Below are 25,123 nucleotides of genomic sequence, written 5' to 3' on the forward strand. Positions count from 1 at the left end.
TAGATGTATTAAACATATTAGACATATTAGACGTATGGGGGTATAAACATGAAAGAAAAAAGACAGATAAGCATTAAAATTAAAATGTTATTAAAACTTGTTTTACTAATAGCGGTAGCAGGTATTTCTCTTGGGTCTACATCTTTTTATAAAAGTAAAAAAACTTTAATTGTAACAACGCAGGATTTAATGGGGACTTTAAGCAAACAAATGGCAACTAATATTACAGGGGATATAAAAAGTAAATATGAATTATTACAATTAGTAGCTAATGATAGAAGTATTAAAGATATTAATATTTCTTCGGATGAAAAGAAGACTATATTAGATGAAGAAGTTGAAGGACGTGGATATGTTACAATTGGGATATCTAATTTACAAGGAGATATAACATATACTAATGGTATAACAGAAAATATAAAAGGTATAGATTATTTTCAAAATGCTCTTAAAGGTGAAAATTCAGTATCAGAACCTTTTGTAGCTAAAGCGGGTAATAATGAGTTAGTTATGGCTTATGCTGTACCTATAAAAAGCAAGAATAACATAGTAGGTGTATTGGTAGCATTAAGAGATGGAAATGAAATTACAAAATTAAATAATACAATTGAATTTAGGAAAACTGGACGAGCTTATGTTATTGGAAAGACTGGGGACGTAATTGCACATGAACGGGAAGAAAAGGTTATCAGTAAGGAAAATGCTATAAGATTAAAGGAAAGTGATAAAAGTTTTGATAGTAGGGCTGTAATTGAACAAAAGATGATAGGAAGAGAAAGCGGAGTAGGAAAATATACATATGAGGGTAAAAGTGAGTATATCGCTTATGCTCCAATTAAAGATACGGATTGGTCTTTAGGCGTATATGCTGAAGAAGGAGATATTTTAAGTAGTCTTGCTGCACTAAGAATGAATATAATTATAATATCTTTGATATTTACATGTCTTGCTATGATTTCAACTTGGATGTTGTCTTGTAAGCTGTCTAAAAGCTTAGATAATATAAGAGATTATATATACATAATGTCTACTGGAGACTTTAGCAAGGATATGCTACAAAAACACCTAGATAAAAGAGATGAAACAGGTGTTATGGCAAGAGCTCTTAAGGTAAGCAAGGATTCTGTAGGAAAGATGATATACAACATAAAAGAAAACTCTAGAGAAATCCAAATTAGTTCTAAAGGTTTAGTTAGGATATCTGAAGAATTTAATGAAAGTTCTCAAAATATATATATAGCTATAGATCAAGTAGCAGGGGGCGCTTCTCAGCAGGCTGAAGATTTGATAGATATAGTCAACATGTTAGAAAACTTTAGTGAAGGTTTAGAGGAAATTAACGGTTTTATTGGTGAAGTAGATTCTTTATCGGAAGATATAAGTAAAAAAGCAGATGTAAGTAATGAAGATATGAAGGATATAAGATTATCTTTAGATGAATTAGTAAATAACTTTAGAGGATTTACTTTGAAGATATCAAAAATGAGTAAGAGTATACAAAAGGTAAATGAAATAACAGATTTAATTAATAGTATAGCAGAACAAACGAATCTACTTGCATTAAATGCAGCTATCGAGGCCGCTAGAGCAGGGGATGCAGGACGCGGTTTTGCTGTAGTTGCAGAAGAGATAAGGAACTTAGCAGAGAAGAGCAAAGAATCTTCAACTACAATTTATAATCTTGTTAAAAATGTATTAGAAGATGCTAATACTATTCAAGATGGTACAACTGAAATGAATTTAAAACTTGAAGAACAAAAGGTTAGTATACAAAATAGTATGGAATCGTTTAAGTCTATATCATCTTCTATGGTTACAATTACTCCTAAAATAAATGTACTTACAGAAGGCTTTGAACAGCTTAATGAAAAGAAAAGGGAGATACTGTATAAGACAGAGGCAATATCCGCTATTTCCGAAGAAATCTCAGCATCCTCAGAAGAAATAGCAGCATCTAGTGAGCAAATGGCTCAAACTAGTAAAGAAATGTATACTTCAGCAAGCTCATTAAGTTACAAGACCAATGAAATGACCGAAGAAGTAAATAAGTTTAAGGTATAATATCTATTAAATTATAAGTAACTAAATAAAATTATAATACACCTCTAGATTAATATCTTTATTAGTCTAGAGGTGTATTTTTATTACTCTAGAGTAGTTTATTAATTGTATGTTATGCTTACTTTATTGCATCTATGCTTAATTAATTGCACATTGTACAATAAAAGCTATTAAGGGTATAATTAATATGAATAAATCTCTTTGGAAAGGGGATTAAATTTTTGAAGTATTCAATTTTAGAAGAAAAAGATACAGAAGATTCATTAGAAAAGGGCAAAGAAAAACATAATGAAGTCTCAACTAAAAAGCAGTTTTGCCACCTTCATTTACATACTGGATACAGCCTTTTAGATGGATCTGGAAAGATACCTAACATAATAGAAAAAGCTAAAGAGTTAGGTATGGAAAGTATAGCTATAACTGATCATGGAGTTATGTATGGCTGCGTTGAGTTTTATAAGGCGGCAAAGGATGCTGGAATCAAACCTATTTTAGGATGCGAAGTATATGTAGTAGCTAAATCTTTAGGTTTAAAGAAGGCTGATGAAGAGAATGAAACTCATCATCTAGTGCTACTTGTGAAAAATGAAGTGGGTTATGAAAACTTAATGAAGATAGTATCTAAGGCATCTATAGAAGGTTTTTATTATAAACCTAGAATAGATCATGATTACCTAAAAGAACATAGCGACGGACTTATAGCATTAAGCGCATGTCTTGGAGGAGAGGTTCAGTCTTACATATTAAGAGAAAATAAAGTAAAAGCTACAAAAACAGCGCTTTTTTATAAAGAAACATTTAAAGATGGGTTTTATTTAGAACTTCAATATCATGGAATAGATGATCAAAGGAGGGTGAATAAGGAATTAATTGAAATGTCTAAGGAGCTAAACATTCCTTTAGTAGCCACAAATGATGTTCATTATATAAATAGAGAAGACTCAAAGTCTCATGATGTATTACTTTGCATACAAACTGCAAAAACCATACAAGAAGAAAATAGAATGAAATACCCCTCAGATCAGTTTTATTTAAAGTCTCCTGAAGAAATGTGGAGAGAATTTGCCTATGTGAAAGAAGCCTTAGAAAACACAGTTAAAATTGCAGCTCAGTGTAATTTTGATTATGAATTTCATAAATCTAAGCTACCTAAATTTCCACTAGAAGAAGGAGTAGATCCTTTTGAATACTTAAAAGAAACCTGTTACAAGGGCCTTGCTTCTAGGTATCAAATATTTAGTGAAACAGAAGGAGAAAGTTTTAGTTTAAAAAGAATTTATGAAATAGCAGAGGAATCTGAAAATGCAAGAGAATATGTAGAAAGACTTGACTATGAACTTCAGGTAATAAATCAGATGGGTTATATAGATTACTTTTTGATAGTTTGGGACTTTATAAGATTTGCTGTGGAAAATAGTATTCCAACAGGTCCTGGAAGAGGTTCAGCTGCAGGGTCATTAGTTGCATACACCCTTGGTATAACAAAGATAGATCCAATAAGGTATGGGCTGATTTTTGAAAGATTTCTAAATCCAGAAAGAATCTCAATGCCAGATATTGATTCAGATTTTTGTTATGAAAGGCGTCAGGATATAATTGATTATGTAGTGGATAAGTATGGCAAGGACAATGTATCTCAAATAATAACATTTGGAACTATGGCGGCGAGAGCTTGTATAAGAGACGTTGGAAGGGCTATGAGTTATTCCTATCAAGAGGTAGATAAGATTGCTAAAATGATACCTACAGTACTTAATATAACAATAGATAAGGCTTTAGACTTAAACCCAGAACTTAAAGATGCCTATGATAAAGATATAAGGGTAAAAGAACTAATAGATGTAAGTAGAAGTCTTGAAGGACTTCCAAGACATTCATCTACCCATGCGGCAGGTGTAGTTATAGCATCACAGCCTCTTGTAAATTATGTGCCACTTCAAAAAAATGAAGAAATGATAGTTACACAATTTACAATGGGAACTCTAGAGGAACTTGGACTTTTGAAGATGGATTTCCTTGGACTTCGAACCCTTACTGTAATGAGAGATACAGTAGATATGATAAGGGTTAACAGGGGAATTGAGATAGACATAGATAAGTTAGAATTTGAGGACAAAGAAGTATATAAAATGATAGGTGAAGGTAAAACGGTTGGTGTATTTCAGCTAGAATCAGCAGGAATGACTAATTTTATGAAGGAACTAAGACCAGACTCTTTAGAGGATATAATAGCGGGAATAAGTCTTTATAGACCAGGTCCTATGGCAGAAATACCTAGGTATATAGAAAGCAAAAAGAATCCAGAAAAGTTAGTTTACGAAACACCAGAACTAGAAAGTATACTTGATGTAACCTATGGTGTCATGGTCTACCAAGAGCAGGTTATGGAAATTGTCAGAAAGCTTGCAGGATATTCCATGGGACGAAGTGACTTAGTTAGAAGAGCTATGTCAAAGAAAAAACATAAGGTTATGGAAGAGGAAAGACATAATTTCATAAACGGTGTAGTAGATGAAAGTGGGAATATAGAAGTTCCAGGTTGCGTAAGAAACGGAATTTCAAAAGAAGCAGCAAATAAGATATTTGATCAAATGATGGACTTTGCTTCCTATGCATTTAATAAATCCCACGCGGCGGCCTATGCTGTAATTGGATACCAAACGGCTTACTTTATGAAGTATTACCCTGTAGAATATATTGCTGCCATGTTAAATAGTATTATGGGAATAAGTGAAAAGGTATCAGGGTATATTAGGTTTGCAGAAAGCATTGGAATACAAGTTTTATCACCGGATATAAATGAAAGCTATGGTAAGTTCACTGTTAAAGGGGATACCATAAGATTTGGATTAGGTTCTGTGAAGAATGTAGGATTAAATGTAGTAAATGGAATAGTAAAATCTAGAGAAAAAAAGGGTAGATTTATATCCCTTTATGACTTTTGCAATAAGATGGAAGTTTCAAGCATTAATAAAAGAGCATCAGAAAGTCTTATAAAAGCTGGAGCCTTTGATGGGTTTAAGACCTTTAGATCTCAAATGCTAGCAGTAAATGAGAAAATGTTAGACGGAATTTCTAATCAAAAAAAGAAGAACATAGAAGGTCAGGTAAGCCTTTTTTCAACCTTTGATAATACAGAAGAGCAGTTTCAAATAAAATATCCTAATATAAAAGAATTTGATAAAAAATATATATTAGCTATGGAAAAAGAAATGACAGGATTATATCTTACAGGACATCCTTTAGATGAATATGAAAAGAGCTTAAACCTTCAAACTTCTACCAATATCGCTAAAATATTTAGTGACTATGATGAAACTTATGGTGAAAATGCTATAATAGAAAATACATCAGTGGATCTACTAGAGTCCATTGAAGATTCTAATATAAATAAGATTATAGCAGACACTTTAAAAGATGGAGATAGGGTTTCTATAGGTGGAATTATTTCAGATTTCAATAGAAAAATAACAAGAAATAATGCGATGATGGCTTTTATAAAACTAGAGGATCTAACAGGAGTTATAGAATGTATAGTATTCCCTAAAGCCTATGAAAGGTTAACATCTTTAATAGATATGGATAGCCTAATAGTTATAAAGGGAAGGCTTGTAATGAATGAAGATGAAGACCCTAAAATAATCTGCGAGCAGATAATACCCTTAGAAAAGGTTGATAGTTCAAAACTTTATATAATGGTAGAAGATGAAAAGACAGCAAGAAACATAATAAAAGATTTAAAAACAATAATGTTTAAATTTACAGGAAATACACCAGTATATTTATTTGCAGCAAAGGAAAGAACTTCATTTAGACTTTCAAGGGATGCATGGATAGACTTAGATACTGAAATAGTAGGAATTTTAAGAGAAAAGTTCGGAGAAGACAGGGTTAAAATTACTTAAAGATTACTTTGAAGTTAATTAAATATTACGTGGAGATTACTTTGAAGTTAATTATATATTATATATTAGATATTAGATATTGGATATTGGATATTGGATATTGGATGGATATTGGATGGAGATTATTTTAAATATATATTTAAAATAAAGACTAATAATCCTTAGATTTTAGTAAATACTAATAAGGATAGCCTCCTAAATTTTAAAGCGATTCTAAGATGAAATTAGAATCGCTTTAAATAAACAAATAATCACAATGGATTCACAAAATACACTGTCATGTAAATGTATACACGAAGGAAATTGTGAGTTATACTAAATATTTTGAAGAAAGAGTTGAAAAAACCTATATAATTCAGTAAAATTAAGGTGGGAAGATGTTAATGATAATGTCTATATGTTATTAAATTATATGTTAGTACTTGTAATTAAATAAAAAATGTATTTGTAAGAAACATGAATTTAACCTTAATAGCTTTAGTAAATTTATTTCACTAGAGATATTAACAAAGAAACTATCCAATTTTATAAATGGTAGTATTTCGGGAACACTGATTAATGAAATAAGCAATAATGATTTATACTTTAATTTTTCACTATATAATACGTATGAAACAAGATAGTACAAATTTAACCTAGGTGGGACTAAAAAAGACCTGCCGGTATAGGAGGAATAGTTATGAAAAGAATAGCCATACTTACTAGTGGTGGAGATGCACCAGGAATGAATGCTGCTATAAGAGCTGTAGTTCGCACAGCTATAGAAAAGGATATAGAGGTAATGGGGGTTAGGAGAGGATATAGCGGACTTATAAACGGTGAAATATTCTCAATGGATAGGCATTCAGTATCAGATATAATCCAAAGGGGAGGTACTGTGCTTAGAACTGCAAGATGTGAAGAGTTTAAAACTGAAGAAGGTAGAAAAAAGGCAGCTAATGTACTTAAGGTTTTCGGCATAGATGGTCTTGTAGTCCTTGGGGGGGATGGCTCTTTTATGGGAGCTAAGCTTTTGTCAGAACTTGGTGTATCAACTGTAGGGTTACCTGGAACTATAGATAACGATCTAGCATACACAGAATATACTATAGGATTTGATACAGCTTCAAATACAGTTTTAGATGCTATAAATAAATTAAGAGATACATCTACTTCCCATGAAAGGGTTTCTATTGTAGAGGTAATGGGAAGAAACTGTGGAGATATAGCTTTAAATGCAGGAATTGCAGGAGGAGCAGAAAGTATAATAGTTCCTGAAAAAGAATTTGATGTAAATCAACTGTGCAAATCAATCTTATCAGGAAGATTAAAAGGAAAGATGCATAACTTAATTCTGCTTGCAGAAGGTGTAGGTGGAGCAGAAGAATTAGCTAGACACGTACAAGAGATGACAGGCATTGAAACAAGAGCTACAATACTAGGACATATACAAAGAGGTGGAAGTCCAACAGCCTTTGACAGAGTCCTTGCATCAAAACTTGGATATAAAGCTGTAGAGGTATTAATGGAAGGACGATCATCTAGAGTTGTAGGTATTAGAGATGGAAAGGTAGTAGATTTAGATATAAAAGAAGCACTAGCTATTCCAAGAAAGTTTGATGAAGAGCTTTATAAAATGGCTCAAATATTGTCTTAATACAAACTAAATATCGATTAAAAATATTAAAAATTAATAACTTACTAAAATTATTTAAAGGAGTGTATTTTATGAGAAAAACGAAGATAGTATGTACAATAGGTCCAGGAAGTGATAATGAAAAGGTGCTTTCAGAAATAATTAAGGCGGGAATGAGTGTTTCAAGACATAACTTTTCCCATGGAGATCACGCAGAGCATAAGGTAAGAATAGAGTTAGTAAAAAGTCTAAGCAAAAAGCTTAATGTGCCTATAGCTATAATGTTAGATACAAAAGGACCAGAAATCAGAACAGGAGATTTTAATGCTAAAACCGTACAACTTAATGAAGGTGATAAATTCACAATATATTGCAAAGAAGAGATAATTGGAGATAACACAAAATGTTACGTAACCTACGATGAATTATCAAAAGACGTAAAAAAAGGAGATTCTATACTTATTGATGATGGTTTAGTTGGACTTACAGTAGAATCAATAGAGGATAATAAAATCCACTGCAGAGTTGTAAATAGCGGTGTTGTATCTAATCATAAAGGGGTAAATGTACCAGGAGTTTCAATGAATCTTCCATCCGTTACTGAAAAGGATATTAATGATTTAACATTTGGAGTAGAGATGGATGTAGATCTTGTAGCAGCTTCATTTATAAGAAAGGCCTCAGATATTTTAGAAATAAGAAATATATTAAAAAAAGTAGGCGGAGATAATATAGCTATATTTGCTAAAATTGAAAACCAAGAAGGCGTTGACAATATAGATGAAATCATAAAGGTTGCAGACGGAATAATGGTAGCTAGAGGAGACCTTGGTGTAGAAATACCTATAGAAAAGGTACCTGTAGTTCAAAAGATGATAATTGAAAAGTGTAATAAAAAAGGAATACCAGTTATTACAGCAACACAAATGCTAGATTCCATGATGAGAAATCCAAGACCTACAAGGGCTGAAGCTTCTGACGTTGCAAATGCAATCTTCGATGGTACAGATGCAATAATGCTTAGTGGAGAAACTGCAAATGGAAAGTATCCAGTAGAATCAGTAGCTACAATGTCAAGGATAGCTGTAGAGACAGAAAAAGAGCTAGATTTTAAAACATTACTTATAAAAAAGAAACTACAACATACTCCATCAATTCCTACAGCTATTAGTCTTGCTACAACTACTACAGCTATGGAGTTAAATGCTAAGGTAATTATTACAGCAACACAAAGTGGAAGTACTGCAAGAACAGTTTCTAAATATAGACCTAAGTGTCCAATAATAGCAGTTACACCTTACGAAAGAGTTGCAAGGAAGTTATGTCTTAGTTGGGGTATATTCCCTCTAATAGCACAAAAAGCAGAAAGTACAGATGAACTTATAGAAAAGTCTATTGAACTTGTTAAAAAAGAAGGCTTTGTTAGTACAGGAGACTTAGTTGTAATGGCAGCAGGAATACCTATAAATGATATAGGATCAACTAATATGATGAAGGTTCATATAGTAGAATAATCAAGAAAAAATAGTGCCCTTATATATAGATTAATGAAGGTGTCTTGAAGGATTTAATGCAAAAGTGTTAAATAACTTGATTTAATGTTATATATAAGCATTGATTTTAAATTAAAGTGCAATATTTATTGCAAAAAAACAAAGTTAACAGAAAGTTAACAAATGGATAGTTAATTAATGGTATATTCTATATATGTGAGGCAATGATTAATGATATAATCATCAAGTGATTCTTAGACTCATGTGGAGTTTGCTTATAATAAATACATATCTCCATTTGAGTCTTAGAGGAACTTATCCAGGGGCGTAGCAGCCGTCATTCCCCAGCTTGAAGAGGATAGGGGTGTTACGGATGATAGCCATCGGATAAATCACGAATATGGAGTTATGGCAACTGATTCTATACTTAGCACCGTAAAAGGTGCTTTTTTTTGCATTAATTTGAACATTGTAAGGTTGGGATGATAAGTAAATAGAATCTTTGCTTTAAGATTTACTTTTAAACTTAATTTCAAATGAAAACTATACCCTAATTTAAATATAAGATATAATAAATAGTAGTAGAAATATGATATGGATGGTGAAAGTACTTGATAGAAAAAAACAAAGAATATATAGTAGATATAGTCTCAGCTGGATACGAAGGAGAAGGCATAGCAAAAATTGATTCCTTCCCAATATTTATACCAGGAGCCATAGAAGGTGAAAAGACTAAAATAAAAATAATAAAGTTAAACAAAAATTATGCTTTTGGAAAGCTTATAGATATAATAACCCCATCAAAAGATAGGGTAGAACCTTTATGTGAAATATATAGTAAGTGTGGAGGATGCAATCTTCAACACATGAGCTATGAGTCACAGCTAGAATTTAAAACAAAAAGAGTTAAAGATTGTATTGAAAGAATAGGAAAGATTAAAGATGCCACAATACATAACACCATAGGGTCAGCTAGTCCTTATAGATATAGAAATAAGGTTCAATTACCAGTAGGCGGTGAAAAAGGTGATGTAAAGATCGGATTTTATGCCCAAAGAAGCCACAATATAATAGATATGAAAAAATGTATCATCCAAGATGAAAGTGGAGACAAAGCTGTAGATATAACAAGACAGTGGATGAATAAATATGGTATAGAGCCTTACAGTGAAATAGAAAGTAAAGCTTCTAATCTAAAAGGAATAGTAAGACATATAATGGTTAGAAAAGGCTTTAAAACTAATGAGGTCATGGTAGTTTTAGTAACAACTACAAAGGAAGTTCCATATAAAGAAGAATTCATAAAACTCATAAGAGATAACATAGACGGAGTAAAATCCATAATACAAAATATAAATCCTAAACTCACAAACGTAGTCCTTGGAGAAGAAAATATAGTTTTATTTGGAGAAGATCATATAAGTGATTATATTGACCAGTTTAAGTTTAAGATATCCCCATTATCATTCTTCCAAGTAAATCCAATACAAACAGAAATACTTTATAAAAAGGCCTTAGAATATGCAGACTTAAAAGGTGATGAAATAGTATTTGATGCCTACTGTGGTACAGGAACCATATCCCTCTTTTTATCCCAAAAAGCAAAAAAGGTATATGGAGTAGAAATAGTAAAAGAAGCCATAGAAAATGCAAAGGAAAATGCAAAACTCAACGGAATTAATAACACAGAATTCATAGTAGGTCAGTCAGAAACAGTAATTCCAGAACTTATAGAAAAAGGTATAAAGGCAGACGTTGTAGTAGTAGATCCCCCAAGAAAAGGCTGCGCAAAAGAACTACTAGAAGCCATAGCCCACATGTCACCAAAAAGAATAGTCTATGTATCCTGTGATCCATCAACTCTCGCAAGAGACCTAGAAATCTTAGAAGAAATGGGATACAAAACAAAAGAAGTACAGCCAGTAGACATGTTTTCCGAGACAAGTCATGTTGAAACTGTGATTCTGATGACGAAATGTGGTTCAGAGGGCAAAAAGTAGACTTTGACCACAACATGTTGTGGTTTTGGAGCTGTTTTGAGGCTTGAAAACGGTCAAAAAAGGTGCCGTTTTTGAACCTTAAAAAATGGAGAAAATATAGAGGACATACATAATTTTCGAGATTTCTCCCAAAAAACTGAATAGAAAGTAGTCAAATAGTCAGCGGATTTTATAATGATCCTCTGACTATTTTTTATATCTAAATATTTCAAAAATTCTGGTTTTAAAATATTAAGTCTTTTTATAAAAATATTTTACAAGAATAGCAAGGAGGTTTATGATGAGCTACAAAACTATAACTGTTATTCCCCCAGTGTTTAAATTTGAAAATATTCTTGGAGTAAAAGATAGAAAAGTTAGAGCTGCAGCTTTTGTTTCTCAAGTATCTAAGCACTCAAATAAATTCTCCATAGAAGCAATGCTAGGTCGAATGAAGTTTCTAGATATTGTTGGTTGGTTTACATCTCAAAAGGGCTATCAAAGATGAGATCATAGAATCAGGAAAATCTTTGATCTGTACACCAAAGGTGAGCTTGATTTGCATATTTGTAATTCTAAAAAATGATTTATTTAGCTACGAAAGTGATCTGAGTAGTTTGGACAGATCTATCTTAAAAAGTGATATTCGTATTTATTGTGTTAAAGATTGCATTCTAATTAAAGACAGCAATATTATATCCCTGTTGTAGTTTAAAAATATCACGCACTAGTTAACCTACAAATGAATACAATATTGATGGTTAGGTTAACATATAGTATAATAATATTATTAAATAGTGAGGTGATAATGGATGTCAGCTATTGTTATAAAAGAATACAAAGAGCTTCTGCGCCAGAAAAATGAAATAGAGCAAACACTTCCTTCCCTTCCGGAGGGATATATTTCTACGAAAACTATTAAAGAAAAACAATATTACTATCTACAAAATAGAGTAGATGGAAAAATAACAAGCAAGTATTTAAAAGAAAATGAAGTTGATACTATAAAAGAACAAGTAGAACGTTGCAAGAAATATAAAGCTGAACTTCCTAAAATTGAAGTACGCTTAAAAGAACTGGAACAAGCAGCTAAACTAATTGATAAAAGTATTGCAAGACACCTTACCCTGCTTAAATTATCTTGTGGTATGGATTCGCTAAGTAATGTGCAAAAAGAACGTAGTGCATCCTTTGCTAATGCACTAAATGCCATTGAGGGTGTATATGCTAGCAAAACTACGCAACAGAATATTGATAAGTGGAAGGTCGGAGATGAATCTTTTATTTCTATATTTCAATCCACACTAAATATGTACGGCTTTATGGCGGAGGTGTAAGGTGAGGGATCCTTATTTATATGATGATGTAGATATATTAAAAAATCTTGCTAATATCAAAGACCACGATTTATTAAGTAGAGCCGAGGCAGATATAACGAACTTATCTATGCTTGCCGTCTATAACCAATCTTATAAGGTTTTTGATACAAAAACATTGCAAGATATTCACTCAAATATTTTTGGACAAATATACGATTGGGCTGGTGAGTTACGTACAATTCAAATTGCTAAATATGAAGATGTACTGGGAGGAGATACGGTTAGATATACTTTACCTAAACAGATCAAGAAAGAGCTTGATCCTGTAATGAAGGAAGTAAAGAAACTGAAAAGAACAGACAGCAATGATAAGGATATCGTGTTTCGCTTAGAGAGAATTATAGCAACAATCTGGCAGATACACCCCTTTAGAGAGGGCAACACTAGAACTTGTATTGTATTTGCTGTACTACTGGCAAAACACCTTGGCTTTGAAGTCAATCATGAGCTGTTTAAAACCCATTCGGATTATGTGAGAAATGCCTTGGCATGGGCATCTCAAGGAATTTACTCAAAACACGAATATCTTGAACGAATTTTTGACGATGCAATATTAGGCGATAGCCTTAATGAGGATGATGTTTCCGCTACTGTCGCTGGAAACTATGAAAGCATTGGTGAGTATAAGGTTAAAGATTATGTGGAGCGTCCACATGAGTATGTGAAAGGTAAGTAGCATGTCCTCACAAGGAACCCAGGGTAGAATAAAATGGAAAACTGAGCTTAATCAGAAATATTAACCATATTTTATATAAATATGATATGTAAGGTCATGGATGATAAGTCAAGTTAAATAGTTGCCCACTTTTACTTGACTCAAACTAAATAATGAGACTGAAATCTTAATAGAAGGAATATACTTAATTAACAAATGTTATCCTAATTATGATTCTTATACGATGTATGATAATAAGAATAAGGAATATTATTCAATAGAGATGATATTAAATTCACTTGATGAATATAATTTAAGTAATGATTTCTTTAAGATATCTATTTTTGACTTTTTAATTGGCAATACAGACAGACATCAAAATAATTGGGCTGTTATTGAATGCGATAATAATATTAGAATGTGTCCAATGTATGATAATAGTTCTTCATTATGTTGCTACTTTGAAGAAGAAAACATAGAGTCTTATTTAGGTAATGATAAAGTTAGATTTAATTCTATAGTTAATAGTAAATCAAAGTCTAGAATTAGAATAAATAAGAAAATCAAGAAAGAGCCAACGCATCTTGAGATGCTTAAATATATAAAATTGTATCATAGTGAATCTGTGATAGATTTGGTAAAAGTTATAAATGAGAACATAACAGAAGTAGTTATAGATAAACTTATGTTATGTTATTCAGAAGATTTAATAAGTAGTAAAAGAAAAGTATTGATAAAGACCTTTTTATTAGAAAAGGTAAAATTGATGAATGGTATATTTTCAGGAGAGGAGTAAAAGTATGTCTATTAAATGTGGAAAAGATTATATTTATTTAGTGTGGAAAGAAATTAAAACCAGAAGACAATATGTTGTAGGGCAATTGTCGAAAAATGGACAATTCGAATTTAGCTATGGGTTTGAGGTTAAGGAAGCAATACAAAAAGGATTTAAATTGTTGATTTCTTTTGAAGATATAGATAAGGTTTATAAAAGTGACATACTATTTCCAGTATTCTCAAGTAGATTACCAGATAAAAAAAGAAGTGGTATCGATAAAATTCTCTTGAAATATGGTATGGAAGAATATAATGACTATAAATTATTAAAAAAAAGTGGCGCTAGGTTACCAATTGATAACTTAAAGCATGTCCCCACAAGGAACCCAGGGTAGAAGGAAATGGAAAACTGCGCTTAAACAGAAATATTAGCAATGGCAAATATGAAGAGGGTAACTTCCTCCCCATCTAACACCCCTTAGGCTCAGTAAATTACAAGGTAAAAGCATTTCATTAGAGTAAAATTTAATGAAGTGCTTTTTTGTTATGTCAATAAGAGTGTAATTTTATGATTGCGAGTTTATATCAGCATGTCCTCACAAGGAACCCAGGGTAGAATAAAATGGAAAATCGCGTTTGAAAATGGGGAGGGGAAATTATATTAAAGTTATTTATGAAATTATTGTGCAGAGTTTAGGCTTTTTTGAAGTTATTTCAAAAAAAACTAGTTAGTGTAGGTATGAAAATATTGTATAATATAAGTATACCTTAGCAATAGGTAGGTAATTAAATTATTGGGGGTTTTAGTATGTTAAAGGGAAAATTAATGAAGATGGCAAATGAACTTAAATTGGGTAAAGGAAAAGATTTCGTTAAGAACAGAAAGAAAGCGATTTGTGCAGGAGGCTTAGGAATCCTATTACTTGCAGGGATAGGTTTTGGGGTATCCTCATTAGTTAATGCTGAGACTGCAAAAACTAAAGTATCCGTATCCTCAGGGATAGCTAGTACATATGAAACTACAGAGAATGATGAAGAAGTTGGTACAACCCAAGATAAAAAAGAAAATAGTAAAGAAGAGATTACAAAGGGGTCTTCTACTGATAGTGAAACTGTCAGCAAAGAAACAGGTACTGAACAAGCTACAGATAAAGTTGAAACTACTGGTAGTGAAACTATTAGTAAAGAATCAGCTACTGAGCAAGCTACTGATAAAGCTAGTACTCCTCAAGGTACTAGTACAGATAGTATAGCTAGTACAGAGAATACTTCAAAAGGTTCTAGTACGCCTAGTACTCCTAGTACTCCTAGTACTTCTCAAGGTTCTAGCACAGCTAGTAAGCCTAGTACTCCAAGTAAACCTAGTACTCCTAGTACTTCTGAAACCCCTTCATCAGGGGTATCTACTCCATCGCATAGTCATAGTTGGTCACCTGTTACTTCAGTAGTTAATCATGAGGCATCAGGTCATTGGGAAGACGTTGTAGTTAAGGCAGCTTGGTCTGAGGAGATTCCTACATACAAGAACCAGGAAATATGTGTATGTAATGGTTGTGGTAGTGATATTACTGGAAATACTACTCAGCATAATAAAAACCATGCTTTAAACGATGAGCGTGGAGGGTGGCACACTGAGTGGAAAAAAATTCAAGTTGGTACAAAGACAGTAAATCACCCAGCAGTTTATGATAAGAAATGGGTAGTAGATAAACAAGCTTGGAGTGAAACTGTAACAAATGGACATAAGTGTAGTTGTGGGTCAACAAAATAGTATTAATTAACGCAAACAAAGAGTACTCTAATGGGTACTCTTTTTTATATTCTCAATTATAACTGAATTCAAGATGGTAACAAGTGTAACATTAGAAGTTTTTAGTTTATGCGAAGGCTTCTTAGGGGGTACTTGATTCTTAAGCTTATTTTAGGTACGTTTATTAAAGATAGGTTAGTTTCAAGATTACCTTCTAATATTATTAAAAGTCATAGATAGTTCGAAATATCTATGGAAATGTATTAATCTAGAAAGAATAATAGGAGGTCAAAGGTATGAAAAAAACTAAACGATTTTTAGGATTGCTCCTAGCTGGTGCATTGACATTAGCTAGTATTCCAGCACAGTGTGTTAGGGCAGATGTTATATCCCCAGGTGTAAAAGTATCCATTGAAGGTGGGGGTACTGTCACGTTAGATGATAAGGTATCTAAGCATGTGCTTAAAAATGGAGATGTATTTAAGGCAGATTACACTGAAGGATCAAAGTACTCAATTTCTTTAAGTGCAGATGATGGTAGTTCTATTCAAGGGGTAGCTATAGATGGAAAGAAAGATAACAATATTAAAATAGGAACTAAGACTGGAAAGTATGATTATGAAATAGCAAAAACTATATCAAATATATCTGTAACTTTTGAAAAAGGTTGCGATCTTACCGTATCTGAGTACCTAGAAGGAAAGTATAACTCAGAGAGGGCAGTAAATTTTAGAAAAGCAGTAGTAGAAAAGAACAAGCTACAAGCTAAGGTTGATTCAGACTTCTTCCTTAAACAAGAGAATCTAAGTGCAATGGAAGACGTAGAAAATATAGGAGATTTAGTATCCTTAGTTAAATTATCTAAGAAAGATTTAGCTATAGATCACACAAATGAGGTAGTAAGGTCGGTTGAAGCCCCACTATCCTATAGTTCTCCTTCTTCACCAGCAAGAAGTGGTAGAAGTAAGAGGTCATTATCCTCTACCCCACCTAAATTGGTAGTAACGTATCATGGGGAAATAACGGCTTATGCGAATGGTAAGTTCCTTTCTGCAGGAGATTCCTTTAGTATTAATGGGAATACAGCTTTTTGTGCAGATAGATATCTTCCACATCCTAAGTCAGGAACTGTGGCAACTTCTTCATATATAGAAACAAACCCTAGTTTAAGAAAGATTTTATACTATGGATTTGGTGGACCTGGACAAGTATCAGGTTGGGATGCAAATGCCCTAAGAATTGCAACAGCTCGTGCACTTTCTCATGAAAGACATGGTAATGGAGGTGTAATTGGTGGTAGATTATATAGCCAAGTAACTAGTATGGCAGAACCTCCAGCAGGGTTTAATGCAATCCTTGTTCAAATAGGAAGTCCTTATCAAGACTTAATGTTTTGGGAGTATGCAAAGAAAGGTTCATTACAAATATCTAAATCATCTGATAATCCGACTTTATCTGATGGTAATGATTACTATTCAGTAGTAGGAGCTGAGTATGGGGTATTCTCTAATGCGGATGCTTCAGGGCAGGTTGCTACACTTACTATAGAAGGTAATGCGTGGTCTCAGGTAATTGAATTAGATGCAGGAACTTATTACTTAAAAGAGCTTAAGGCTCCAAAAGGTTATGCCTTAGATGATGTTATATACCCTTTGACAGTGAATGCAGGGTCTAGGACAGAAGAAAGTTTTACGGATAAACCTCAATCTGACCCAGTTTTCCTTTTATTAAAGAAAGTAGATTCGTCTACGGGAACTGGTACACCTCAGGGTGGTGGTTCTTTGGCTGATGCCCAGTTTACGTTTAAGTTTTATGCAGGGGCGTACTCTGATGGGGTTAATCCAGCTGATTCGGGAGTTTCTCCTTCTAGGACGTGGGTTATGAAGACTGATAGTGATGGGTTTATTCGTTTAGGGGATAGCTTTAAGGTATCAGGAGATGATTTTTACTATCATCGTGCAACTGATCCTACCCTACCACTTGGAACTCTAACAATGCAAGAGACTAAGGCTCCGATAGGTTACAAATTAAACACTGAGTTGTTTGTAAGAAGAATAACTCCAAATGGTTTAGGTGATGAGGTTCATACCTATCTAGAACCAACAATAAAAGAAGAAACTTTAGATTTTACTATAACAAAGGTACAGAGTGGTACTTCAACGGTACTTCCAAATGTAAAGTTCAATCATACTAAACCTAATGGCTCTGTTGATGAGTTAACAACTGGACCAGATGGTAAGATAACAATGAAAGGTTTAACTCAAGGAACTCATAGAATAGTAGAAACAAAAGCAATTGCAGGATTTGAAATGAATACTAATGAATTTGTTTTTGAGGTTACATCTTCAAATACAATATCTGTTGTAACAAATACAGTTAATAGGGGTATGAGTTACTCAGAATCTAAAGGAAATGGTTTATTAACAGTAGAAAATAAACTAAGTTCTTTCAAATTAAGTATAGTAAAGGTAAGTAGTAAGAACAAACCTTTAAAAGGTGCAGAATTCACTTTATACTCTGATAGAGGATGTACAAATGAGATAAGTAAATCTATATCAGATGGTAGTGGAGAGTTATCATTTACTGGTTTGACAATAGGTACTAATTACTTCTTCAAAGAAACAAAAGCACCAGCGGGTTATAGAATACCTGTAGATGTTAATGGAAATGTTCATGTGTACGAGATAACAACGTCCTCAACTCCTTCTCAAGGGGTATTTAATTTTAAAGTAGATGGAACTGATTATAATGCTAGTTCAACTAGTGGAGATGTAAGTCTAGGGGGTAATGCAGAATCTAGAGTAATCAATATTAAAGTTGTTAACTCTATAATGATGAAACTTCCTTCAACGGGTTCAAATATGATGTTACCGATACTAGCAGCAGGTATGTCTTTAATGTTTGTTGCATTTACTCTAGGTAAGAGATTAAGAAAGCAAAACAAGAAAGAGAATACAAAGGGGGGTACTATTGTGGTAAGACGTAAGTTAATAAAATATATAGTGGCTTGTACTATAGTAACAGGGGTACTAGTAACTAGTATATCACCAAGCTTAATAGCCCATGCAAAAGGAACTACTGGAACGGGTGTGGTAGCTAAAGATGTTAAGAATTTAGCAGGAAAAGCAACACCAAGGGGTATAGCAAACTTCGGAAGAGGTAGTGCATCAATATCTATAACAGGTAATACTACTAAACAAACATTGATTGGAAAGGTTTTTAATATCTATAAACTATTTAATGCGGAGAACTCTGCAGGTTTAGAGTCAATAAACTATACATTAAACCCAGAATTCGCTCCAGCGTTAAAGAACGTAGTGGGTGTGAAGTTAGGTAAAAAGCCAGCTATCGTTACAGAATATGAAATAATAGACTACATTCAATCCCTTAACAAGAACAAAGTAGAGGGTGCTAAGGCAGCTCAAGCTTTAGAAGGTAGATATAGTGATTTTAGATATTTCATTGAAGAATTAAGAAATGAATTAGTTAAATTAAACGTAAAGTCTGATGTTGTGTCAGTAACAGAAGTAAAAGCAAATAATGGAATAGATTTAACTGGATTAGATTTCGGTTATTATGTAGTTGATGAGGTGTTCAATGTATCAGGAACTCACTCAGCAGGTTCTCTATGCATGGTGAATACTGCTAATCCGACTGCATCAATTCAAGTAAAATCAGATAAGCACAAGGAACCCAGGGTAGAATAAAATGGAAAATTGCGTTTGAAAATGGGTAGAGGAAATTAAATATGGAATAACTTATACGTATGGTGGGAAAAAAGGTTTCTATGGAGTTTTATTTGGACCATTATTAAATTTTTGTTTATCAGTTATAGCTTTTTTTATTTCTTATATTGATAAACAAAGTAAAACTTATTGGTATATCATTTCATTAACTTCAAGTATTAGCCGTTTTTTTTAATTGCGGACTAATTTTATTTATGTCATTGTTTAATAAGAACGTGATTTTACTAAATGATACAGGAATAAAATCTTCTTCGTAAATACTTTTCAGTTATTAACCGTAGGCTTGTCATTGACAATGAGGGTGCATATGGTATGCTATTCACTCTTAGGTCCACTATATAACTTCAAATGATTCGTCTATATCGCCTTAATTATAGAGAATATTATAACTGTTACACCAACTAGTATAACTACCATATTAGCTATTTTTCCGATAACAGAACCTTCTTTATAGTCTAAATTCACATCGTTTCTTCCTATAAGTACAGTATTAATTAAAAATCCTCTTATTCCTATTATTATAAATAATACTCCAAGTAGTATGCTTATTATTGTTTGATTTCCTGTTAAAGGTTTTATTAGTATACTTGAAAAAATCATTATTATTAAAATCCAAGTTAATATTTTTAATTTTTGCTCTAGATTTCTATTTTTCATAAATGATCTCCTTTATTTGCAAGGAACCCAGGGTAGAATAAAATGGAAAACTGCGCTTAAACGGATATATTAATCATACTTCATATAAATATAAGTTTCAACTTAAATTTGTTGCGTTTGAACTTGGCTTAGGTAATGAAAAGTAAAATTAAATAGTTGCCCACTTTTACTTGACTCAAACTATGTTTTATGACTTATGGTAAGCATTGGAATCTTGTGCTACAATTTAAAGTAGTAATAGGGGGTAAATTCAATGAGAATTTGTAAACATTGTGAATGTGAAATGATAGAGGGATTTGATGTTAAAGTAGAGGGAGCAGGATATGGCATTAAAATATCTAATGGTACTGGTATCTTTTCAAAGCGGTTAGAAAAGCCTAAAGTTGCAATATGCCCTAAATGTGGTGAAATTTCTTTGTATATCAGAAATGTAGACAAAATATAAAAAGTCGTGAATAACGAGAAAAAGGTGGAGGGGTTTTACAATGAAAACTATTTTCAAAAAAACAAGTGAGTATTTCTATAAATCGCCTATTTTAACCACGCTAATGTTTAGCTTTATAGGATCCTTTTTCCTTGGAATAATACTATGGATTATTGGCATAATTAAGGATTCATCGAACTTCTATTATTCAGATATATTTAAGGTGCAGTTATTGATTTTCATATTTATGTTAGTTATAGTTTTAACTATTGAAAATATGGTTTTTCTTTTTATAAAACCTAAAACAGAGGAAGAAGAAAAAGCAATAAAGAGGTGGGAAGTTGTAGCAATGGTTATTGGGGCAGCATTTTCATTTTTGTGTATAGCACTTACAAACATTGTTTTTTATGATTGGAATATGCAATTGTATAACAATGAAATGCATACTCCTATTTCAACAAAAACATTTTTGACTGTGGGTGTTATTGTTTTAGTAGCTGCTGTTGGATATATCATTCTTAGATTTTTTCCTATTACAAAATTACCTCCACTTTTTGCAGTGTTTTGTATATCTGCACTATACCTTGGTATGGCGGAGTGTATTCTGTGGTGTGTTCAAATATTTAATATATCAGATACAAATATGGTTTTACTATGTTTGTTTCCATTTAACGGTATTCTCATTGCTATAAGAACAATAAGAGATGTTGTGTATAAAAAAACTTATGAAAGCAAAAATACCTCTCACAAATTGAGGCATATTGTGATGTTACTAAATAATGCATCTAACTGGCCATGGATTGCTTTTATTACTGCAATCCCCTTGCTTGGCATTATAGTTGCAGTATTGATTTTATTTGGTCAGGAGCCTGACAGCCTTATAAAGGCTTGGACACAAACCGCTAATTGGAATATGTCACAAAAGATTGCACCACAAAATATTATTAGAGATGAACATTATTTATGTACAGTTGCAGCAGGGGGACATGGAACAATTGTAAAACCCCTACGCACTGGGAAACGACATGGTCATAGAGTCATTGTAAATAGGCAATTGTGCATTGCTAATGCTTTTGAACAGCTTCTTCAAGAGCGTACACCAAACTTTCACCATTTTGTCAGGGCTACTTATGATAAGATTGGATATCCAATAGCAAGACATATACAGTCTCCATATGTTGCTGATGCCATATATTTTATAATGAAACCGCTAGAATGGATATTTATTTTTTCTCTATATCTATTTGATACAAAACCAGAAAATCGCATAGCAGTTCAATATCCCCATTCAGCTCCACCAATATTTTATAATGTAAAATAAGAACTCTACTATAAATTTCAAAGCCTGGGGGGGCTTTTTTACAAAGGTAATATTCCAATTTTTATGAGTAAGAATAAAAAGATTGGTTAAACTAATCTACATAGGATATGACGTAGAGTATTATAAAGAAGAAAGATTATTAGAAGAGAAATGTATCATGGGAACAGTTAGTGTAAATATAGAGCTTAGTTAATTATAATCAACGGCACAACTTTTCCTATTATAGAGGAAAAATTGTACCTTTGATTATGTTTAAAGTAAAGATATGATAAAATAAGGTATAAGTATAATCAAAAAAAATTCATGAGGTGAAGATATGTATCCAATAAGATTTGAAAATTTATATTATGATAAGATTTGGGGCGGAAGAGACTTTGAAGACTTTAGGTGTAATTTGCCAAAGGGAAATATAGGAGAGAGCTGGGATGTAGCTTGTCATAAAAATGGCATGAGTATCGTAGCTAATGGGTCACTTAAAAGAAAACGTTTTGACGAAATTGTGAAAGAATATGGTCATTCTTTAGTTGGCACAGATGTTAGTACAGAAAAATTCCCTCTATTACTTAAGTTAATAAATTCAGAGGAAAACTTATCTGTTCAGGTTCATCCAGGTGATGAGTATGCTAAAAAATATGAAAATGAGTATGGAAAAACAGAAGCTTGGTATGTAATAGATGCAAAACCTGGTGCAAAATTAATTATTGGAACTAAAGATTGTTCTAAAGAAGAATTTGAAAATGCAATTAAAGAAGGTAAATGTGAGGAATATCTAAATATTATTGAAGTTAAAAAAGGTGATAGTTTTCTTATTAATAGTGGATTAGTTCACGCTATAGGTGGAGGGTTAACAATTGCAGAAATACAACAAAATTCGGATATTACTTATAGAGTATATGATTATGGTAGAAAGAGAGAGCTTCATGTTGATCAGTCATTACAAGTAATAAATTTTGATTTAAAAGCAATAAATTGTTCTGAAAATGTCCTAGAAGACTTTGAAGGGTTTTCTAAAGTATTATTATGTGAGAATGAATATTTTGGAATGGAAAAGTATAATATAAAAAAAGAATTAAATGATGAAAGTGACGAGAAAAAGTTTTTCATTATAACTTGTGTAGAAGGTAATGGAGAAATTATATTCAAAAATTCAGAAGAGAAAATTAAAAAAGGCGATAGCTATTTAATTCCAGCTACTTTAGGTAAATATTCTATAAAAGGGGAACTTGAAATTATAAAAAGCTATCCAAATTAAATTTTGAAACTTCATTATTAAGTAATGGTTAATATATTAAGTATTTAGTTGGTAGTTCACTTAAATATAATAATACAAAGGTGATTTAGAAATGATAGGTAATATAAGATTACAAAAGCTTATAGAAATATTAACAAATACTAATCAAGATATTACAGGGAAAGAATTATGTAATGTTTTAGGAGTTTCATCTAGAACCATTAGAAGCGATATAAAAGATCTAAACTCTATATTAGAAGATAAAGGAGCTATGATTTCTTCAAAAAAATCAAAGGGATATAAAATAGAAGTTTTTGAAGAAAATAAATTTAATAGTTTTTTAAAAAATATTAATGAAAATGATGATATTTATAATTTAACTGGGGAAGAAAGAGCTCAATATATAATAGTAAAATTATTAACTAATGAGATTAAAGGCATAGAGGGGATTACTCAGATAGAATTAGCAGATGAATTATATATAAGTTTATCATCACTAAAAAATGATATAAAATTAGCTAAAAGTATATTATTAAAAATTGATTTAGATATTGAAAAGGTCAGTAATAAAGGAATAAAGATTAGTGGGAATGAAGAAAGTATAAGGGGCTATATAAATGGATATATGCTTTCTTACAATGGTTTCTTAAAAGATGTTTTAGATTTATCTTTTAAGGAGATATTAGGTGATAAAGAAGAGATTTTTATAAATAGTATATTAAAAGACAATATATTTAAATTTAAATATAGATTATCTGATATAAGTTATAGAGAGATAGTTTCTTATATAAAGATAATATTGGTAAGAAACTATAAAAATAAAACAATTAATTATAATGAGAGTACTAGAGAAAAATTAATAAATGATCCTAAATTTAAAATAGCACAAAGTATTTGTAACAACATAGAAGAGGAAATTGAAATAAAGATATTAGACAATGAAGTTTTATATCTTACTAAGCACATTACTTCAAGTAGTTTAATTGAAGAAGATAAGGATAGAATAATAAGTACCTTAGAAAATGAAGATAAATTATTAATAGATATATTATCATATATTAAAGATATATTTAATCTGGATTTTACGAAAGATACTATACTTATAAATTTTTTGGGACCACATATTAAAGCCGCAATTAATAGGGCTAAATATGGCATTAAAATAGAAAACCCAATGTTAAATTTAATAAAGAACAATTACCCATTTGCTTTAGAAATTGCAATAGTAGCAAATAGCATTATTAAAAGTGAACAAGGCCTTAATTTAACAGAAGATGACATTGGATTTATGGCATTACATTTTGCAGCAGCCCTTGAACGTACAAAGCATAACAATGGATGTACTGTTAAAAATGCAATAATAGTTTGTACTACAGGTGTTGGAACATCATTATTACTTAAGGTTAAGTTAGAAGCGCATTTTAAAGATAGATTGAATATAATAGATACTATACCATTTTATGAATTCAATAATGTTACATTAAATAATGTGGATTTGATAATATCTACAGTTCCTTTAGAAAATAAGTGTGATAAGGTAATTCATATTAAAAGATTATTAGATAGCGATGAAATTAAATTAATAGAATATAAATTAGATTATAATTATTCAAATCCAAATGATTTTATAAAAAGATTTAATGAAAGATTATTTTTTATTGATGTTGAAGTGAGTGATCGTGATAGCACAATTGACCTTATTACAAATAAGTTAATTAAGTATAATTATATTACTGAAGGTGTAAAACAAGAAATTTTTAAACGAGAAAAATTAGCAGGTACGCAAATAGGAAACTTAGTGGCTATTCCACATTCTATTAATGAAGATATCAAAGAATCTTTTATAGCGGTGGCAATATTAAAAAAACCTATACAGTGGGATAATGAAAAGGTACAATTAGTTTTACTTATAGGTATGTCTACTAAGGATAAACATAATTGGAAGCCTCATCTAGAGCAGTTGTATAAGAATATTATAGATATAAATGTAGTTGAAGATGTAATAAAATCAACTAATTTTGAAGAATTTAAAAAAGTAGTTAATAAATTTAAAAACATATAAAATGAAAAAGTATAAGATATTGTATTTCCTCTATATAAGGAAAAAGTCTGTCTATGAATATGTTTACA

At 31.5% G+C, this 25,123-nt stretch carries 17 protein-coding genes; 16 read left to right on the plus strand and 1 reads right to left on the minus strand.

Going from position 1 to position 25,123, the window contains the following annotated elements:
- Positions 1–48 precede the first annotated feature (48 nt).
- The 12 genes from DY168_RS02465 (at position 49) to DY168_RS02520 (ending at position 19,321) form a co-directional block, all read left to right on the plus strand.
- Entirely contained in the window at positions 49–2,061 is a 2,013-nt protein-coding gene (locus tag DY168_RS02465; protein ID WP_115640322.1) for a methyl-accepting chemotaxis protein, read from the plus strand.
- 233 nt (positions 2,062–2,294) lie between these two features.
- The gene (locus DY168_RS02470) at positions 2,295–5,966 is read left to right on the plus strand and encodes a DNA polymerase III subunit alpha (RefSeq protein WP_115642382.1); all 3,672 of its coding nucleotides are present in this window, start codon (positions 2,295–2,297) and stop codon (positions 5,964–5,966) included.
- 679 nt (positions 5,967–6,645) lie between these two features.
- A complete protein-coding gene (pfkA, locus tag DY168_RS02475) occupies positions 6,646–7,602 on the plus strand; it encodes a 6-phosphofructokinase (RefSeq protein ID WP_115640323.1) in 957 nt (318 codons plus the stop codon).
- Between the two features lie 71 nt (positions 7,603–7,673).
- Positions 7,674–9,095, plus strand: coding sequence for a pyruvate kinase (gene pyk / locus DY168_RS02480; RefSeq protein ID WP_115640324.1), 1,422 nt, complete (start codon positions 7,674–7,676; stop codon positions 9,093–9,095).
- Between the two features lie 590 nt (positions 9,096–9,685).
- Positions 9,686–11,074 (plus strand): 23S rRNA (uracil(1939)-C(5))-methyltransferase RlmD, encoded by a 1,389-nt coding sequence (gene rlmD, locus DY168_RS02485; protein WP_115640325.1) that lies wholly within the window; start codon positions 9,686–9,688, stop codon positions 11,072–11,074.
- Positions 11,075–11,354: 280 nt separating this feature from the next.
- Positions 11,355–11,561 carry a hypothetical protein gene (locus DY168_RS02490; RefSeq protein ID WP_115640326.1) on the plus strand — a complete coding sequence of 69 codons (207 nt, stop codon included), beginning with the start codon at positions 11,355–11,357 and terminating at the stop codon, positions 11,559–11,561.
- A gap of 304 nt (positions 11,562–11,865) precedes the next feature.
- Positions 11,866–12,390, plus strand: a complete 525-nt coding sequence (locus DY168_RS02495; protein WP_115640327.1) for a DUF6788 family protein — start codon at positions 11,866–11,868, stop codon at positions 12,388–12,390.
- Position 12,391: 1 nt separating this feature from the next.
- Positions 12,392–13,108, plus strand: coding sequence for a Fic/DOC family protein (locus DY168_RS02500; RefSeq protein ID WP_115640328.1), 717 nt, complete (start codon positions 12,392–12,394; stop codon positions 13,106–13,108).
- 223 nt (positions 13,109–13,331) lie between these two features.
- Positions 13,332–13,883, plus strand: a complete 552-nt coding sequence (locus DY168_RS02505) for a HipA domain-containing protein (RefSeq protein WP_115640329.1) — start codon at positions 13,332–13,334, stop codon at positions 13,881–13,883.
- A 4-nt stretch (positions 13,884–13,887) separates the two neighbouring features.
- A complete protein-coding gene (locus tag DY168_RS02510) occupies positions 13,888–14,259 on the plus strand; it encodes a HipA N-terminal domain-containing protein (RefSeq protein ID WP_115640330.1) in 372 nt (123 codons plus the stop codon).
- 413 nt (positions 14,260–14,672) lie between these two features.
- Positions 14,673–15,635 carry a hypothetical protein gene (locus tag DY168_RS14600; RefSeq protein WP_172556243.1) on the plus strand — a complete coding sequence of 321 codons (963 nt, stop codon included), beginning with the start codon at positions 14,673–14,675 and terminating at the stop codon, positions 15,633–15,635.
- 275 nt (positions 15,636–15,910) lie between these two features.
- Positions 15,911–19,321 (plus strand): SpaA isopeptide-forming pilin-related protein, encoded by a 3,411-nt coding sequence (locus DY168_RS02520; protein ID WP_115640331.1) that lies wholly within the window; start codon positions 15,911–15,913, stop codon positions 19,319–19,321.
- A gap of 396 nt (positions 19,322–19,717) precedes the next feature.
- Here the strand turns inward: DY168_RS02520 and DY168_RS02525 are convergent, their stop codons facing one another.
- Positions 19,718–20,017, minus strand: a complete 300-nt coding sequence (locus tag DY168_RS02525; protein WP_115640332.1) for a hypothetical protein — start codon at positions 20,015–20,017, stop codon at positions 19,718–19,720.
- Between the two features lie 253 nt (positions 20,018–20,270).
- Here DY168_RS02525 and DY168_RS02530 point away from each other — a divergent pair, with 253 nt between their 5' ends.
- The 4 genes from DY168_RS02530 to DY168_RS02545 all read left to right on the plus strand — a co-directional run bounded on the left by DY168_RS02530 (position 20,271) and on the right by DY168_RS02545 (position 25,055).
- Positions 20,271–20,462: a nucleic acid-binding protein gene (locus DY168_RS02530; RefSeq protein ID WP_115640333.1), complete on the plus strand. Its 192-nt coding sequence runs from the start codon at positions 20,271–20,273 to the stop codon at positions 20,460–20,462.
- 40 nt (positions 20,463–20,502) lie between these two features.
- Positions 20,503–21,762 (plus strand): DUF6688 domain-containing protein, encoded by a 1,260-nt coding sequence (locus tag DY168_RS02535; RefSeq protein ID WP_115640334.1) that lies wholly within the window; start codon positions 20,503–20,505, stop codon positions 21,760–21,762.
- Positions 21,763–22,078: 316 nt separating this feature from the next.
- A complete protein-coding gene (locus DY168_RS02540; RefSeq protein WP_115640335.1) occupies positions 22,079–23,014 on the plus strand; it encodes a type I phosphomannose isomerase catalytic subunit in 936 nt (311 codons plus the stop codon).
- A gap of 91 nt (positions 23,015–23,105) precedes the next feature.
- Positions 23,106–25,055: a BglG family transcription antiterminator gene (locus tag DY168_RS02545; RefSeq protein ID WP_115640336.1), complete on the plus strand. Its 1,950-nt coding sequence runs from the start codon at positions 23,106–23,108 to the stop codon at positions 25,053–25,055.
- The last annotated feature ends 68 nt before the right edge of the window (positions 25,056–25,123 follow it).

This window comes from Clostridium putrefaciens (assembly GCF_900461105.1).
Taxonomy (GTDB): Bacteria; Bacillota; Clostridia; order Clostridiales; family Clostridiaceae; genus Clostridium_L; species Clostridium_L putrefaciens.